At 31.5% G+C, this 18,168-nt stretch carries 12 protein-coding genes; 1 reads left to right on the forward strand and 11 read right to left on the reverse strand.

The annotated features are described in order from the left end of the window. Positions 1-135: 135 nt before the first annotated feature. The 8 genes from CLRAG_RS06545 to CLRAG_RS06580 all read right to left on the reverse strand — a co-directional run bounded on the left by CLRAG_RS06545 (position 136) and on the right by CLRAG_RS06580 (position 13,405). Positions 136-888, reverse strand: coding sequence for an Ig-like domain-containing domain (locus CLRAG_RS06545; RefSeq protein ID WP_065077651.1), 753 nt, complete (start codon positions 886-888; stop codon positions 136-138). 137 nt (positions 889-1,025) lie between these two features. Beyond that, the gene (locus CLRAG_RS06550) at positions 1,026-5,867 is read right to left on the reverse strand and encodes a DUF5050 domain-containing protein (protein ID WP_065077652.1); all 4,842 of its coding nucleotides are present in this window, start codon (positions 5,865-5,867) and stop codon (positions 1,026-1,028) included. Positions 5,868-6,076: 209 nt separating this feature from the next. Then, entirely contained in the window at positions 6,077-8,326 is a 2,250-nt protein-coding gene (locus tag CLRAG_RS06555; RefSeq protein ID WP_065077653.1) for a cell wall-binding repeat-containing protein, read from the reverse strand. A gap of 493 nt (positions 8,327-8,819) precedes the next feature. Next, positions 8,820-9,068, reverse strand: coding sequence for a hypothetical protein (locus CLRAG_RS06560; RefSeq protein WP_065077734.1), 249 nt, complete (start codon positions 9,066-9,068; stop codon positions 8,820-8,822). A gap of 23 nt (positions 9,069-9,091) precedes the next feature. Further along, positions 9,092-9,271: a YjfB family protein gene (locus CLRAG_RS06565; RefSeq protein WP_065077654.1), complete on the reverse strand. Its 180-nt coding sequence runs from the start codon at positions 9,269-9,271 to the stop codon at positions 9,092-9,094. 164 nt (positions 9,272-9,435) lie between these two features. Beyond that, entirely contained in the window at positions 9,436-10,905 is a 1,470-nt protein-coding gene (locus CLRAG_RS06570) for a zinc ribbon domain-containing protein (protein WP_065077655.1), read from the reverse strand. A gap of 225 nt (positions 10,906-11,130) precedes the next feature. Continuing rightward, positions 11,131-12,138, reverse strand: a complete 1,008-nt coding sequence (locus CLRAG_RS06575; RefSeq protein WP_065077735.1) for a dTDP-glucose 4,6-dehydratase — start codon at positions 12,136-12,138, stop codon at positions 11,131-11,133. Between the two features lie 442 nt (positions 12,139-12,580). Further along, positions 12,581-13,405 carry a hypothetical protein gene (locus CLRAG_RS06580; RefSeq protein ID WP_065077656.1) on the reverse strand — a complete coding sequence of 275 codons (825 nt, stop codon included), beginning with the start codon at positions 13,403-13,405 and terminating at the stop codon, positions 12,581-12,583. A 206-nt stretch (positions 13,406-13,611) separates the two neighbouring features. Here CLRAG_RS06580 and CLRAG_RS06585 point away from each other — a divergent pair, with 206 nt between their 5' ends. Further along, positions 13,612-14,355: a hypothetical protein gene (locus CLRAG_RS06585; RefSeq protein WP_065077657.1), complete on the forward strand. Its 744-nt coding sequence runs from the start codon at positions 13,612-13,614 to the stop codon at positions 14,353-14,355. Positions 14,356-14,691: 336 nt separating this feature from the next. Here CLRAG_RS06585 and CLRAG_RS06590 read toward each other — a convergent pair whose 3' ends face one another. The 3 genes from CLRAG_RS06590 to CLRAG_RS06600 all read right to left on the reverse strand — a co-directional run bounded on the left by CLRAG_RS06590 (position 14,692) and on the right by CLRAG_RS06600 (position 17,997). Continuing rightward, positions 14,692-15,663, reverse strand: a complete 972-nt coding sequence (locus CLRAG_RS06590; protein WP_065077658.1) for a flagellin N-terminal helical domain-containing protein — start codon at positions 15,661-15,663, stop codon at positions 14,692-14,694. Between the two features lie 288 nt (positions 15,664-15,951). Next, the gene (locus CLRAG_RS06595; protein ID WP_065077659.1) at positions 15,952-16,320 is read right to left on the reverse strand and encodes a hypothetical protein; all 369 of its coding nucleotides are present in this window, start codon (positions 16,318-16,320) and stop codon (positions 15,952-15,954) included. 84 nt (positions 16,321-16,404) lie between these two features. Next, on the reverse strand, positions 16,405-17,997 hold the full coding sequence (locus CLRAG_RS06600; protein WP_065077660.1) for an AAA-like domain-containing protein: 1,593 nt from the start codon (positions 17,995-17,997) through the stop codon (positions 16,405-16,407). Positions 17,998-18,168 lie beyond the last annotated feature (171 nt).

The raw sequence follows: 18,168 nt of genomic DNA on the forward strand, positions 1-18,168 counted from the left end.
TCCTTTTCAGCATGTCATTCATTCCAAGTCTTATAAAGTATAATGAGAATATTTTAGCACATATAGTTGCTTTTTAAAATAGTGCCTGTCACCTCAGTGGGACATTTCTGTTCCATGTCGGTGACAGGCACCTTTCTAATTTAAAGTTACATTCATAATAATGTTATTTTTCGTAGAGCTTACATCCAATGTAGATGTTCCAAGCAATTTTCCACTATTATCATATAAATAGATTTGTAATGTATTTTTTGATACAAATGTAATAGTACTACTATTAATAGCAAAAAAATTATTATTTTCTTCTATTTTGTATTTTGTAACATTTGGTAAATTTGTAGATACCGTTATTTTCCTCAACGGAACCGATGGGGAAACTTCCACATTTGCTGAAGCAGTATAGCTATTATTGTTACTACCATTACCGCCATTATTATTACTACTGTTACCACCACTATTATTACTACTGTTACCGCCAGTATTGATACTACTATTATTAGAAGCTAAACTAAAATTTAGTACAGCAGGTTGTGATAAATGCCTTCCTTTTTTAGATTTAATATTTTTGTCTATGGTTAATTTATAATTATGCGATAATTTGTATCCTCCAGAAGGTGGATTAATCTTTGCTGAATTTTCATCAGTACCTGCTGAAACACTTACACTAACAGTACTACCATTTGTAATATCTTGAAGCTTTATATTGTTATTTAAAGAATTAATATCTACTGGTTCTCTAAATTTCACTGTCCATACTTTGTTTACGTCACTTATAGTTTTAGTTCCCATATTTTTAAAATCTGCTGCTGAAACACTTAAGGAACCATAGGAAATACAACAAATCATTACAAATGATAAAATTAAGGCAGCTCTTTTAATAACTTTTTTCAATTTTTCTTCCTCCTTTTAAGTATCGAATAAACTCAGAAACTCTATATAAACATTCATCTTGATGAAAAAAACAGTCCTATTACTAGAACTGCTTTTTTATATTTTCTAACTAGTACTTGACATCTTAATTAATATTATTAGTTTGTTCCTGTAACAGATGTTATATCTGTAAATCCTAATTCAGCACTAATTGATCCGTCTCCTGTTGATGTAGTAATTGATTTGCCATCTACTATTGATGGTTCAGTAAAGTCTATTTTAGCTGCAGCTCCTGTTGCTACTGTAGTAAGAGTTAACTTTCCTGTTCCATCATCACCAACTTTAATAACACCGCTTCCAATAGATGTATTTATGTCTGTTTGTAATGCAGTTTCTAACTGAGTTAATGTTATTGGAGTAGTGCTACTACCACTTAATTGTAAAGTATAAGTTAATGCAATAACTTTAGTATTTATTACTAAATTTCTTCCATCTGATAATACTTTTTCTGAATATTTAACATTTAATATCGGTGCTGTTGCTGCAGTCTTAATTGCTGGTGCTGCTGCCAATTGAACTGGTATATTTGCTATGTTACCAGGCATTGCAGTTCCTGTAGCTTTACTCCTTACATCTATAGAACCTGACTGTGTAACTGGAATAGTATTTCCTGAAGTAAAGTCATTCCATTTTGTTCCTGTAGTGCTGCCAACATTTACCCTATATTCAAGTCCTGTAGAAAGACTAGTTAATTTAACTCCACCTGCTGCTTGAGTTGAAGTTACATTAGGTGCTGCTGCTTGAGTTACTGATATCTTTTCAACATTAGAAGCTTTAGTTTGACCACTTGCCTTAGTTCTAACTTGTACCCCATTAGTTGTATTTATTATGTTGACATCTTCTGATTTCAAAGCTCCATTATTGTCTACACTGTTCCAATTTAATCCGCCATCTATACTATACTCATAACTTGAAGGATTAGAAATAGCTGTCCCATCTGAATTCTTTAATCCACCTATTAAATTATGATTTGCATCATAGCTAAATTCAAATTTTGCAGATGGTGCTACAGGTGAAGCAGTCAAATTAATAACCTGTGCCTCTGAAGCCGGTATATTTCCATTTGCTCTATACCTTACTTGTACACTTGTAGTAGTAGATTTATTTAACAAGTTTAACTCATTTGATGAAGTAATTAACTGGGTTCCAGTTGATGTTACTGGTGTCCATGATTGTCCATTATTTACACTATATTCTTCACTAGTATCAACATTTCCAATTGCTATATTGCCATTGCCATCATTAAATGTAAATGTTGCTGTTTTTCCATTTTTATCTGGTGCTTTTGGTGCTGCTTGAGTTGGATTACTCTCTGCATCATCAATTTTAAAGTTAATAATTTTTTCTGTCTTAGAACCATTTATATTATTTGTCGTATCCAATGTTAATACATAGCTTCCATTTACTGTTAGTGTTCCACCCTTATGACTTGTTGGATCTACTATATAATCAGTTTTATATCCATCTCTTGTTATTGTAGCTTTTGTAGTATTAGCTAGTGTATCTGTTATTGTAATTCCACTAATAACTTTATCATAGATTCCTCCATCTGATACTCCTAAAACTGATGGTGATATAGCTTTATCTTGTGTATCAACCTTAAATACTTTTGTAGAAACATTTGTTGCCCCATTTTCTGTGCTTGTAGATGTAACTGTTAACTTATAATATCCATCCTGACTTATAACAGTTCTTTCAAAAGCTACCTTAGCTGCTAAATTCCAACTTAAATCCGAAGTAGGAGCAGTATCTAATCTCTGTATTACTGATGTATCAATAGTTCCTGCTAAATCCGTCCAATTTGGTGTTGCCTGATAAAGAGTTGGTATATCAGCTGATGTAACATTAGTTACTGCAGTCTTTGTACCATCTGTCCACTTCTGTGTTCCTGCTGTTTCAGCAAATCTTATATCTACCGTTGCAGGTACTGCTGAATTTACTGTAAATTTAACAGTAGTAACATTTGTTGCACTAGATGGATTCATACCTGATACAGTCTTTGTTCCTACAACTATAAGTGCATAGCTTCCATCACCATTAGCCTTTATTATACTTTCCAAATCACTACTATCTTTTATAGCCTTATAAGTTGTTCCATTTGTATCAATAACTCCATTATTCATAGAATATGTTTTTGAATCATTTCCTGAAATAGGATTTCCATCTTTAGTTAAGACTGCACAATATTTTGTGCTATTACTTGCATCAATAATGTTATCATCATTCCAAGTTACAGTTGGGAATAGTGATTTACCAGTAGATTTATCTGTTCCAGTAGTATATGTTCCTCCATCTGTTATTCCATTTATAACAGGCATCTGGAATAATCCATAAGACACAGGCTTACTTTCAAGTACTGGGCCACTGCCTAATACTTCAACTGATACCTGCAGTGATCTAGTCATAAGAATTGGTGTAGATCCTGCTTGACAAGGATACCAAGTTGGGCTTGAGTTAGTTTTTAAATCATCATACGTGAATTTCATTCCTGTAGTAGTTCCAGTTATTCTTCCAAGATTTAGATCAATGCCTACATAACTAGGTACTGTTGCTCTGCTTATTTCAATTGGTGCTGAAGGTGCACTATCTACATTACCTGTAGCAACTACTCTAAGCATTTGCTTTCCATCTTTATTACCATCTATCTTAGATATCATAGTAGGAACCTTTAGAACTCCATTACCATCTGCTTTTGTAGAAACATCATAACTTGTAGGAAGAGCTGGTACTATTCCATTTGAATTTTCATCTTGTATATAAACCTTATACAACTTATTAGCCTGTAACCCAGTTATATTTTGATTAGCAGCATCTACTGTAAATCCAGTTGGTGCCTCTGCCTGGTACTGAACTCCTACTTTGTTACCTTCTTGTCTACCTGTTTTAGTTAAACTAATATATACATTTCCACCATCAGGAGAAAGATTTAAGCCTGTCATATTTACTTTTCCGCTTGCATCTACAACAGCTGATTTTAATGGTTTTGTATCAGTACTACTATTATAAACATTTACCACATCACCAGTAGTCAATCCAGTAATACTTATAGTGTCTTTACTTCCTACATTGTTTACGATTTTAACATTGTTAGCATTAATAGTTCCGGAATCTAATGCTACATTCATAGTAACAGATGTTCCATATCCAAGTATCGTGCCCTTAAATGTATATACACCTTTTGATGGCTTTGGTACAGTTTTATTCCATGAAACTACTAATGTCTGTTCACTTCCATCACTCATTATGCAAGAAACAGTTTCTGGAAAATTAAATTTTGTTATATCATCTGTAGTAAATGTTGGCATAGGGTTAACACTTACTACCCTGCTATTTAATCTAGGTTTTGTTATGGAAATGCCCTTTTGAGTTCCATCTCCATCTTTAGGTGCAACTGAGATTTTCCCTGATTTTATATAATATAGACTATCATTTATTATATTTATATAATCTGCTGAATCATTTACAACTTTATATCCATTTCCTGTGTTATCTAACTTATATATTTTATTACCATCCACATAACTTATGTAATAAATATTATTATCATCAGTAGCACATATAATTGTAGGTTTATCTGTTAATGCCTTATAAGCACTGGCTTTTGCAGATGTTTGTACATTTGTAGTCACACTCATAGGTACTGGAATCTGTCCTTGTGCATTTGTAGATCTATATAACACTCCATCATAGCCTGTATAGAAAACCAGATAATCATTACAAGCATTAATAAATTTTGTATTTATAGTACTTATCTTTGCTTTTCTACTATTTCTTAAATCATAGCTATATAACGTATCTGAATCTCCTGCATTAACATAGAACAAAAAGTTTCCTGTAACACTTAAATATTTGGCTTGGTCACTTAAAACCATTTTTTTACCTGTAGAATCCTGTACATATATTCTATCATTGTCACTATGATTTATATAATATATGGAATCTCCTACTACACTTACACAAGATGCCATATCATCAGAAACCTTTTGTCTCTCAGTTCCATCTATTTTAACCTTATATATCTTTCCACCATCGTTATAATTGCTATAGTATACCCAATCTCCTACTACATTAATATATTTTGCACTGTCATTACTAATGAGCGTATCATCTGTACCTGTTGCACTTCTTTTATAAAGTTTACCACTATCTCCTGTGTTACTGTAGTAAATCCATTTTCCACTTTTATCAATTGTAACAAATCCATTATTAACTATATTATAAGCTTTATTTCCTTGTGTAGAACTATCTACATCTGTTGAGTTTCCAGTTAACGTCAAATTAACTGTTAAATTCTTATCTCCTGATGCAGCCCCATTTGTAACTATATTCAAATATCCATTTGCTAATTCTGTAGCACCATCGCTAGCATATAAATGTACCATATTGCTAGCTCCAGTAGAAAGTTGTCCCATATAAGTAGCTACATCTGTTAAAGGAGTCATTGGACTGCTTCCTACCTGAAAATAAGCTGCTCCACTTACACCTGATAATTGACTGAGCTGACAAGTAAATAAATTTAATCCTTGTGCTAGTAGTTGTTTATAAGTAATATGAGCTATTACATATCCACCAGTAATCGTACTAGGATCTAAAAAATTATTATTTGCATCAGTAACAATTTTTTCCGTAGTTCCATTTCCAGGATAATATGTTAAAGTGTTACCAACTTTAGATACTATCTGACTATCATCTACAGTTGCTTCTGTAAATATATCCTTTGCTACACCTGTAGAATCTACATAGTATAATTTACCTAAATTGTTTGCTAGCTGATCATTTACCTTAGCAGTATTAGTACCACTAGCATCATTTGTAAAATAACTTATATCATAAACATTATTTCCTACTACTATGGAATTAGGTGGCAACTTGGCGTAAACACTAGTACCTATTCCAAGTACAATTGCTGCTGTCATTACCAATAGCCTAGTTTTCTTCATTATTTATTACCTCCATACATTATTGTGTTATAATTATTCACTCGTGAAATTCGCGGGTGTTAATTCACTTAATTTTATAATTTACTAAATATATCCAATAGAGCATTTATATTCTTATAATCGTAACAATTTGTAATTTTTTTACCTTTTTTATATGAAATCTAGCAACAATTTTTACATCATAAGAAAATATATTGTCAACCACTTAGTTAGTTTTCAATTTTTATTGTAACGGTCACAGGTGTGCTATAATGCTCTATAGTTGCCGTTACATAGTATGTACTAGCATCACTTATATCAACAACTGGTGGATCCCAAAGAAGAACATGTACATTTTTTGCTTCTCTAATTCCATTTGGCCCATTTATAACTGCATTTATTCTAGTTGATAACTCACTCATATTAAATACACCATTTGGATAGTAACTTTTCTTAATATTTATAGATACAGCTGGAACGTTGCTAGTTTTTCCATCTACATTAAGAGTAATAATTTTAGGAATTATTCCTATAGTTGCTTTAACCTTTTTATTACCACTTATAGTTCCATTCAAAGTAAATTTAGCAACTCTACAATCATCTAAATATTGATTATCTAAAAAAGTAGAATCAATACTAACAGCATCTGTCCATGTAACTGACACCTGTTTTCCAGTAGTTGGATCTTTCACTGTGGTTGGATATTTTTCATCTTGCATTATAGGTTCCAATTCTCCTAAGTCCATTACATTTGGATCATTAGGGTTAGTAGGATAATTTGGATCATTAGGATCTTTTCCGCCCTCTCCTGTAACTATAAGCATAAGGCCTACTTTTTTGCTATATCCGCTTACTGTTCCTTCGTAAGTATACACTCCAGTAGAATATTTAATTTCATTTGCCCAAGTTACAGATAAACTTTGTGTTGAACCATCAGTCATTATAGCTGATACTGTAGTTGGAAATACATAACTAGATTTAGTAGTTACAGTTGCCTTTATGTTATTTATAGTTTTTATAGTCTTACCTGTTCCATTATCAATTGTCGTTAAAGTAAGCTTAACCTTTTTACTGTATTTATCTACTGTTCCATAAAAGACATAGACTCCTGGTTTATTCCCAGACTGTGTACCGTAATCCCATAACACAGGTACATCAGTTGTTGTACCGTCCGTCATCTGAGCCGAAACAGTAGTTGGAAGTCCAAAGCTTGTCCTGCTAACCGCAGTTTGAGTTAAATCATCAATTTTATATGGAAGAGGTTTTACTGTAAGAGTTGCATATACTGTAGTATCTGTTCCTCTTAATTTTCCTGTAAAAGTATAAGTGCCTGGATTTGCAGTATTTACTTGACTTAAGTTCCAATCTATAGCAACTTCCTTTTTGGTACCATCTGTAGCTGTTATAACCATAGTCGCCCTTGGAGTATATTTCTCACCCTGCCATATAGTATCAGCTATATTATCAATACCGCTTACCCCTAATGTCATATTTTCAACTGAAGTTTCTGAATCATAACTTACAGAACCTGTTCCTCCTAATATTTTTAAATTATTTACTATGTGGGTTTTAAGAAAATTTGATGTAGCCTCATCCATTGGACTATCCACAAATAATACTGGAGATGATGTTTTAGGAGCTAAAGCTGATGCACTCAATGAATCTGGAAAGTTCTTAGCAGAAGCTACATATAAAGTACCAGTATTTACTTCATTTTGAAAGGCTTGTATTATGCTTACATTTCTAGCATATGCATTGCCTCCTGACCCTATTCTTTTAACATTAGATAGCCCACTTATGACATTGTCGCTTATAGTATTTCCATCACCTATTACATATATTTGAGCCATTTTAGCTGTATTACCTAAATATTTTTTAACAGAAGCAGGCATATGTTCTCCATCTGTCAATATTATAGGCATTCCTTTTAAAGCAGCTATCGATGCTATTGTCATTCCATCTCTAAAATCATTTCCATTTACTAATGCCACCTCACTGGTCTTACCAATCTTTGCTGCAACCTGAAGGGCAGTTTCATATCTGTCTTTACCACCAACTCTAACAACCTTCATTCCTTTAGCCACTAGTGAATCTTCTATACTTTGTGATACTACACCTTTTCCACCCACTATAAATACATTTTTTACATTTAATCTAATAAGTTCTGAAGATGTATAAGGATTTATCACTTCTGTGTTTGTTAAAAGTATAGGGGCATTGTACTTTTTAGCAAGAGGTGCAGCTGAAAGAGCATCATGGTAATCATCTCCATTTACTAATACAGCATAATCAGTATTAGTACTCCATCCAGCATCACATACTCTAGCAGATGTCTCATACCTATCCATACCACCATACCTATCTACTGTCGGTGATGCATATACTTTTGTAGTACCTAAAATACCTATAATTGCTGCAGAGGCAACTAATAGAGCCAATCTCTTACTTCTAAGCGTACCCTTCAATTTAAAACTATTCATATTAATATATAGGCAACTCCTTTCTTTAGTTTTGTTCAGAATCCCCATTGCTTGCATTTTTATTCTTGGTGCCTGTCACCTTGATAGGGCAATAAATGTCCCGCTCGGTGCCAGGCACCTAACAAGAAACATTTCCATTATTAATATTATACCTAATTTAATAGCAAATTTCACCATAAAATTAGTATATAATCTCCCACAAATTCCGGGAAAGAGTTTAGCTATTACAGAAATCTAAAATTACACAAATACATTTATGGACTTATCTTTGTCATCTTTACTGTCTTCACCGATATTTTTATCATATTCCTTTAAATTTTTATCTTTAAGTACATTTTGTTTATCACATACTTGCCTCTATGTGGCACATTTGCACTAGTTATCCTTTAATCCCATTATTTATTTTTCGTATAATTTACAAATTACTTTAATAAAAAGGTACCTGTCATCTAAGTGGAGTACTAACGTTCCCACTTAGTGACAGGCACCTTACCTACAATATTTTTTTATCTTCTGCTTTTCTACTTTCTCCATCTAACGCCTTAACCTGTGCTGCCAAATCATTTATTTTATCATTCAAAACTTTTAAGTACTTTTCGTCAATATTATCCTGTTTAGCTTGTTCTGCTATTTTTATCATTCTCAGCAACTTTTTCTCCATAATATCGAGCATTTGCTGCCTATACTTTACCCACTGAAGCTCTTCCTCCAGTTCTTGCCTTAATTGCTCTTTTTGATTCATTACCAATTTTTACACCCCTGGGGTTATGCCATTGCATCTAGATGACTACCTACATTAGGATCTACTGCGGAATTGCTCAACATTTCTGTCATACCAGCTGCCTTTTGTTCTCCTGCATCCATGGCAATTTTTGTAAGTGCTATACCAGCTGACTGCTGTGCACTCGATTGGCTCATTGCCACTGATAGCGCTGCTATATCCATATTTATCCCTCCAATAATTTTTTATACCTATATTATCGTAAATTAGGGAAAAACATTTAGCAATATCTTCTTTTCGATATCTCACGCTTAAGCGGGGCAAAAATGATCCCTTATAGTGACAGGCACCTTAGTGGGATCATTTACACCCCGCTAAGATGCCTGTCCTAATTAGATTTTATGTCTGAAAGCTGATATCCAGAAAATTGCTCATTGTACTTAAACGTATAAGTATAGTGAAAAGTCTTAGTACTAGGAGTAGTACTATCACTTTGATATATATTATAAACTTCCTCTGTACTTACAGTTCCAGATCTTTTATCATCACTTAAGTTGTATGAGATTACATTAAAAGATTTGATATCTTCCTTTATGCCCTTTTCGTAAGTAGTTGCCACATAACTTTTTTGGTCATTATAAAGTGGGCTTCCAGGATACAGATAATTCTCAACATCTTCAAAATCACCGGTATTTACTGCTTGTGTAAAATAATAGGTATACCAATATATTAAATTACGCATTCTATACTGATCAATTTGCATACTAGTTTGAGATTGAGTAAAGTCAAGTTTTATATAATCATCATCCTTTTTCAGAATATAGTCGCTGCTTCTCAATTTTTGTCCGTTTACAGCCGCAACACCATATACAGATGAATTAGCAGCCAGTGGTCCAAAATTACTGGCATCCTTTGCTTTAACTCCAGTATCCTTATTATTTAAAAATATTTCTGCATCTGGATAATCACTGTTTATATTGACATAAGAAACATCCTTAAACACTTCTACATTTTCGCTGTCTTCGTTTGAATTCATAAAATCTATATCACGGGATTCATTTAAAGATTCATAACTGTTTTTGTAATCTGCATTAAGTTTATATTTCCCGGGAATAAAAGGGCCGAGCTGCTTGGAAAAATCCTTTGAATCACTTTTTGCTATTTGAGTACTGTTTAAAGAAAATTGAACATCCTTTATTCCAGTTTTTACTGATATAAATGATGGCTTTATTCCTATCTTATAATCCTTGAAAAACAAATACTTTTTTCCTGCATAAACTATATCAAATTTACCTTTGGAATTAGAATTTAAATTTCCATTAGATCTCGCCACTTCATTATTTAATTGACTTACGACTTCATTTAAATAAGAAGGATTGTCCTTAAAATAATTAATTAAAGGAGCTACACTCTTTTCATCTATTTTCAATCTATTATCGCTACAATAAAGAATATCTACTAACTGTCCTTTATTACTGGATGCAACCGCTTTTTGAAATTTTGAAACCACATTAGAAGGTTTGCTGGCTGCATTACCTATTAGAAAAGACACGAATATTGTGATACATAAAACACCTATTCCTATAATTACTGCCACTTTTTTATTCAAACCCAACTTTCTTCTAAATGTATTAAATATACTGTCATCTACTTCTTCTTCATCATTAAAATCTTCTTTATTAAGATCTTCTTTAAACTGAGAATCATTATTTTGCTTATTTATAAGGCCAGTATTAAAAGTTTGAGTATTTCCTACATCATCCTCTTGTCCCTTTTCTACTCCAGATTTATGTCCACATTTTGGGCAAAACATATCATTATCTTCTAGTTTATTTCCACACTTAACACAAAATTTCACTTTAACGCCTCCTCATATCCAAGTTTCGAAATGTTGTAATTTTCGATTAATATTTTATTAAATTTATATTAACATATGTTAATAGTTTATTCTATATGATTTTTTTGCCATTTGGTGCCTGTCACCGCAGTGGGACATTTTTATTCCATTCTGGTGACAGGCACCTTAAAATAAAAAAGAACAACTATATTTAGCTGTTCTTTTTTATTTTACACCCCTATGATATTATTTTAGCAGTTTAGTTCCTTCTATCCAACCTTCAGTTTCTTCAATTCCCTTCTCCAATGTATATTCCGGCTCCCAATTTATAAGGTCTCTTGCCCTCTTATAATTGCACTTTAATTTCATAATTTCACTTTGGGGGTAAATATGCTTTACATGTCTTACTTTAACTCTGTTTTTCGTAATAATTTGGGCTAATTCATTTATAGTAACATCTCTTCCTGTACCAGCATTAACTATCTGCCCATTAACTTTATCACAATACCCTGCCATTGCCAAAAATCTCGCACAATCCTTAACATATAGAAGATCTCTAGTCTGCTCTCCTGAACCATATATATTTATATTTCTACTATGCAGCGAATTGTTTATAAATGCAGCAACTACGCCACCTTCTCCTCCAGTTTTCTGAAATGGTCCATAAGTATTGAAAGGCCTTACAACTACCGCTGGAAGTTTGTATGCATTGTAATAGGAAAGTACCATATTTTCTGCTGCTATTTTACTTCCGCCATAAGGTGACACAGGCTTTACTGGATGCTTTTCATCTATTCCTTCCTGCCCTGACACATCATAAACCATGCACGTACTAGTAAACACAACTTTACATGGATAAGTATCTTCATTAGCATCAAGGACCCAACCGTCTCCATCCATCTTTCCATTTCTACCAAACATTTGAACTCTAGCTCTCTCAAGTATATTAAAAGTACCTACTACGTCGTTATAAAAAGTAGTTCTTGGATCCTCAATGCTTTCTTGAACATTTATAGATGCCGCCAAATGATATACTATATCAAACTTTTTTTTAAATATTTCATCTAACTTATTTTCATCTCTTACGTCTCCACCTATAAACTTGAAATTAGAATTATTTTTAAATTCCTGTATATTCTCAATTCTTCCATTAGATAAATTATCAAAGGCTGTAACCCTATGACCATCTTCCAGCAGTTTTTTTACTATCCAATGTCCAATAAAGCCAGCTCCTCCTGTAACTAATATGTTCATCATATTCTACCTCTTTTCCGCATATAAAAATAATTAATAATTAAGAGTTAAGAATTAATAATTCTAGTTGTGAACTGATTACTTCATATTATTTAATTTATTCTATAAAAGTATTTAATATCCTCTTTTATCTTATCAAGTGATTCTTAGGTTCAGATGGAGTTTGCTTATAAGGATGACTTTCTCCAGCTGAACCTTATTAACAGTATTCTTAGTGTCTTTAGCACTTAGAATACTGTTATCCTTTAGGGGAAGAACTTATCCAGGCGTGTAGCAGTGCTTATCCCCCACTTTAATAGAAGATGGGGTGTTAGCAATGATAGCGATCGGATAAATATGGCTTCGTCATATCTAAGCATTGCTAATTCTTCTCCCTTGCCATCATATTAAAGTAATATCCATTACTTTTTCTCTGCTGAGTAAAAGAATTGTACCTATAAAATTAACTTAGAAGCTGTGAAACAGTACTATTTTCTAACCTAGATGATTGACAATCCAGTGCATTAGCTGCATTTTCTAAAATCGCTTTGGAATTATTTAATGCAATACGTGCAGTATACTTATCCATAGCTTTTAATTGGCATAATTTTGTAACTGACATATCTACTACCATATTCTGATACATAGCATCATCTGCAAGTCCTCCTATTTGACTTTTTATATTATCAGAATATTTATCTAAAGGTTTTATCAAATTATTCTCTATTCTATTAGTGTCTTTCAATATATCTCTTATGCCTAGCTTCCCTTCAATGTGAAATTTTCCATCACCATTTTTTTTATTGTCTTTATCCACATCAGCATCTATACTTATATCAAAAGGTTTTAAATCTATAACAATATCAGATCCATGATTAGTTTCTACATTAATCTGATTCTCTCTAAAAGTATTATCTCCAAAAGTGGAGTTTACTACACTATTCATATAACTTATTATTTCATTGGCCTGTTTTTCTGCAGCTTTTCTATCTTCATCTGTCAATTTACCACTATTATATTCGGAAGATATTTGTTTCAATTTCTCAGACATATCTTCTAATGAATTTACAGCTTTATTTTCCTCTTGAAGAAAAGAAACTCCTTCTTGTATATGTTTCTCTGAAGTTTGTGCTTTACTTAATTCAACTTTTAATTCATTTACTTCTAAAGTATCAGCCATTGATTTTTGAGAATCTAGCCTTGTTTTTACTGCATTTGCCAATTTCTTGTTTTGATTATTGTAGATACTTAAAAAACTACTTTTAAATTTAATTTTTGAAATATTCATAATTACACGCCTTTCTACTTAAAAGTTGAGAATTAACAACGGATAGTTAAATACTTCGTTTCTCTTTCATTAACTATTTATGTTATCGTAGATAAATAGAAATCTTTATACCAAAGTAAATAATAAATAGTTAAGTTTCCCATATTTGTAACGATAAACGTTTTGGGAAGGTCTAATTATATAAAACCTGTTTTGGAGATGATTACATGACTATAAACTCAATTCAATCAAAAACTATAAATATAAATAGTTTATCTCGTGATAATAAACTAGACAAAAAAAACAAAAAAAATTCAATAAGTAATATTAAATCTAATAATAATGTAATTCAAGCTTTAGAAAAAGAAAAAGAATCAATTCAGAATCAAATCCAGGGAATTAAAGATAGCAATATGGATGAAAAAAGCAAGCAATCAAATATTAAAGATTTAAACAAACAAATTCAGCAAATAGATTCAAAAATTGCTGAAATCAAATCAGAACAAATAACTCATAAAAAAGAAAATGAAGAAAAACAAAAAAAGAAAGAAAATTCTACTGAAAAAATAGCATATGATGAGAACTCACAGAAATCAATACAATTAAACAATTTAATAAAAATTGCTTCAAATGTTTCTAAATTATCTAAAATGTATACTATTAAAGCTGGTATGAAAAGACAAATGAATGTTATCCTAAGTGAACCTGATCCAATAAAGGGAACCTATTCTAATTCTCAGACCGCTGAAATGGATAAACTATCCTGCAATATAGGAAGGATAGATGAACAGATTTCATCTAAAACAAAAGAAGTTAAAAATGCTGCAAAGAAAAATGTAGGAACTCAAGGAAAACAATCTTCCGAAAAAAGTCAAACGGATAATACGGTAGTCGATGATAATAAGAATATTTCTTCTTCCAAAAAAACTCACAAAAAATCCGGGAAGGATAAAATAAGTACTTATGTATAACTAACTTTCGCAGTTTAAGAATATTGCGAGGCAATATTTTTAATTAATAGTTAAGAATGAAGAATTAATAGTTAATGTGGATTTTTTTCCGTCACACTCTCAAAAAATCTTTGATTAAGCTTTTCACCACTCGTTTTGCTAAATTAAAACATTACTAAGAGGTGACTCATATAAATTTAAAGATTTTTTGCGATAGCTAAAAATCATCCTTCACTATTAATTTTTCATTATTAATTCTTAACTTGAGAAGCTTTGCTTCGCAAAATTATTATATTAAGTCAAAATTTTATATGTGCAAAAGTTAAGTATCTAGTATTATTGCACATACAAATTAAGCTACATTATAAAAGATTTTAATAACTGCGACATCCGTTCTGATGAATTACGATTAGCTTGTACCAGCATTGCCTGTGATGCTTGAGAAAGAATATTGTATCTTGAATAATTTATCATTTCCTTTGCCATATCAGCATCTTCTATTTTAGATTCTGATGCAGATATATTACTTGCTGTATCACCAAGACAATCTATCCTACACTGTAATACATTTTGAAGAGCTGCTCTTAAACCTACTCTAAAACAAGATACCTTTCCTATAGCATCACTATATATTTTAATAGCAGCACTAGCATTTTTAGGATCTGTCATATCTAGTGCATACTCTACAGTTTTATTATCATTTCCATCAGTAACTACATTATCTTTATCATTTGGATTTGCCTCTACAAGTTTTGCTGTTACTTTTCCATCCTTTGATGTAACACTTCCACCTGATTCTCCACTTATATTTAGTGCTTTAGCTTTCATATCTTCTACCTTGATCACATCGCATTGCCCTAAATTAGCTCCAGCTTGAGCCGCAAATTTAGAATTAACTCCATTATTTTTACCATCGAAGCTTAACAGCTTTATAGTATTAAACTCTGTATTGTCACCTATATCGTTAATTTCTGAGGTTAATTGATTGATTTCACATTGAATATTTTTTCTATCTTGATCTTTTAATGTTCCATTTGCAGCTTCAGTTGCTAACTGCTTCATTCTTTGTAATATTGAAGTAGTCACATCTAATGCACCATCTGCAACCTGTACAGCAGAAATATCATCTTGGGCATTTCTTGATGCCTGCTCTAGTCCTATAATTCGTGACTTCATTTTTCGAGAAACTACCAAACCTGACGGATTATCCGATGCACTATTTATGGCTAATCCAGAAGAAAGTCTCTTAGCAGCTTTTGCCATCTTAGACGTATTTATTGACATATATCTCAATACATTTACTGCATTTATATTATGATTGATTACCATGTGCCTGCCTCCCTCCAATTTCCTCACATTGTAATTTTATCATAAATAATTACATTTAACAAAAATAAGCACCAACAGCTTATATGCTAGCTATCGATGCCTACTTACATTTTCCAGAATTTATACTCCCGGATTACTTTTAAGTAATTTCTCCAAATCATTAAATTCATTAATATACACCTTTTTGACTCTTTCAACTAATCTTTTCATTGTAAAACCTCACATCTGTTGATGTCTCTATTAACGAACTCATATAATCATATATAAGTTGCTCATAAATTCTATTATTTATTTTATAATCTTCAAGCTTGCTATATTTTCCATGTTTCTAGCTGTTACTACCTCAACTGTAGCTAAATCTTTTCTCATATCTTCAACTTTTCCTGAAAGTTGAATCATATCATTACTTAATTTATCATGCTCAGCCTTATTAGTATTAGCCTTATCCTCAAGTATTCTAAGTATAGTACCATGTTCTTTCTGCTGTATTCTTATAAGTTCAATATCATTTTTCATTCCACTAATATCACTTTTCATTCCACTAATATCACTTTTCATTCCACTAATATCACTTTTTATTTCTTTAATATCATCATTTATATATTTTAATTTTTCGTCAAGTAAATTACCCAATGCCTTTAATAATTCATTATCCATATTACACCACCCTATATCTAATATACATTACAAGTTTAACATGTCATTATTGCAAATTCAACATATAAATTTCTAGTGGAGTATCTAACAATAAACTTCCACTATATTCTTTATGTTCTTTTCCCTGCTGCCTACATTAATATTAACCTCATCCACTTTTTCTGATTCGCCCTTAGATTTTCTGAAGTCAAATATTAAAAGATATCCCTGATCCAGACTGTACTGATCCAAGTATTCTCCGAGCTGCATGAGTCCCTTTTTGTGATATTCTTCACCATGCCATATTTTAAGCTCTAATATATACATTTTTTTATTATAAGTTATAACTATATCAAAACGCTTTTCTTCTCCGCCCTGTACTTCTTTAAAAGCAAAGCCTGTGCCATTTATTATAGGACTTATAAAAGCTAAAAATAAGAGTCTTCCATCTGCTTCTAAAAATGACTTTCTTTTTTCTGAATACTCATGCTTCATAAATTGTTGAAATTTTAAAAATATCTTTTTTACATCAAGGTTTCCATCTTCTCTTATAAAATTTGACTTTTCATTGTAAAATCCAACATCAGTTGATGTTTCTATTAATGAACTCATATAATCATATATCAGCTGTTCATATATTCTATTATTTATTTTCAAGCTATTGTCTTCATTTTTAAATATTCCATAAAGCATTCCCATATTTATAATTGGATTACTTATATTGTAATTAATTTTATTTCCATCTATAATTAAACTCTTTACCATTTCTTTCAGTTTACTGTTGTTTTCAATATTTTTAATCAAACTTTGAAAATTCGTATTATCATCATTTAAAAGTATCTTTACAGCTTTATCCATATATTCTTTTTTCCACTCAAGTTCCCCTTCTGGCATTATTTTTTCATCTATTATCTTACATAGTTTACTTATAAGAAAAGGATAACCGGAAGTATAAAAATGCAGCCTTTCTGAAAAATATTCTTTATCAAGTTTTACTCCCTTATCCTTTACATATTCATCCATCATAGTTTCTATTTCTTCCTTTGAAAAACTCATATCCACATCAAACTCCGAGGCTATATTCCATGGACTGTTGTATTTATGTTCTTCATCCGATCTTATTTTGAACCTTAAACTTTTCACATCGTGTACGCCTGCAAGTATTACACTATGGAAAGTAATGTCTTCTTGTTCATTTCTTAGTAAATACTTATTTCGAAGCATTCCTAAAAAACTTAAAAAAAGCTGGTTATTACTGCTCTTATCCACTTCATCTATCATTAAAACTACCTTTTTATCTGCTTTCATAACTAATTTGGTTATAGCATTTGATAAATCATTTAAATTTTGAATCTTAACTCTTTCTTCTTCCAGAAAACCTGATAAATTTTTATTGTTTAATATTAAATTTCTCTCCACTATCTGTAAAAAGGCTCTTGAAAAACTTTTTTCATTTTCAAAAACAGAATCTCCTATGCCCTCAAAGCTTATTTTTATAGGTAAATATTGTTCCTCACTTTTAAGTTTTTTATTAAGTAAGAATAATGTTGTAGTCTTTCCGTACTGCCTTGGTCTGTTTATTACAAAATACTCCTCATTTTCTATAAGATTCATTATCTTTTTTATTTTATTAGAAATATCTACCATATAATGTTTTTCCGGTATGCAAGTTCCCGTTACATTAAACCTTTTTTTCATCACTTTCACACCTCACCTGTATCTATTTTAATAATATGTCTATTACATATTTTATCTGATGACTACCTACTGTAACACTCCTACGCACTCTGTGAAAGCGATTATCACCAAATCATAGATTTGGGATATCTGCTTGCACACAGCGAAAGCGACTATCACCAAATCAAAGAT

This window comes from Clostridium ragsdalei P11 (assembly GCF_001675165.1).
In the GTDB taxonomy this organism is placed as follows: Bacteria; Bacillota; Clostridia; order Clostridiales; family Clostridiaceae; genus Clostridium_B; species Clostridium_B ragsdalei.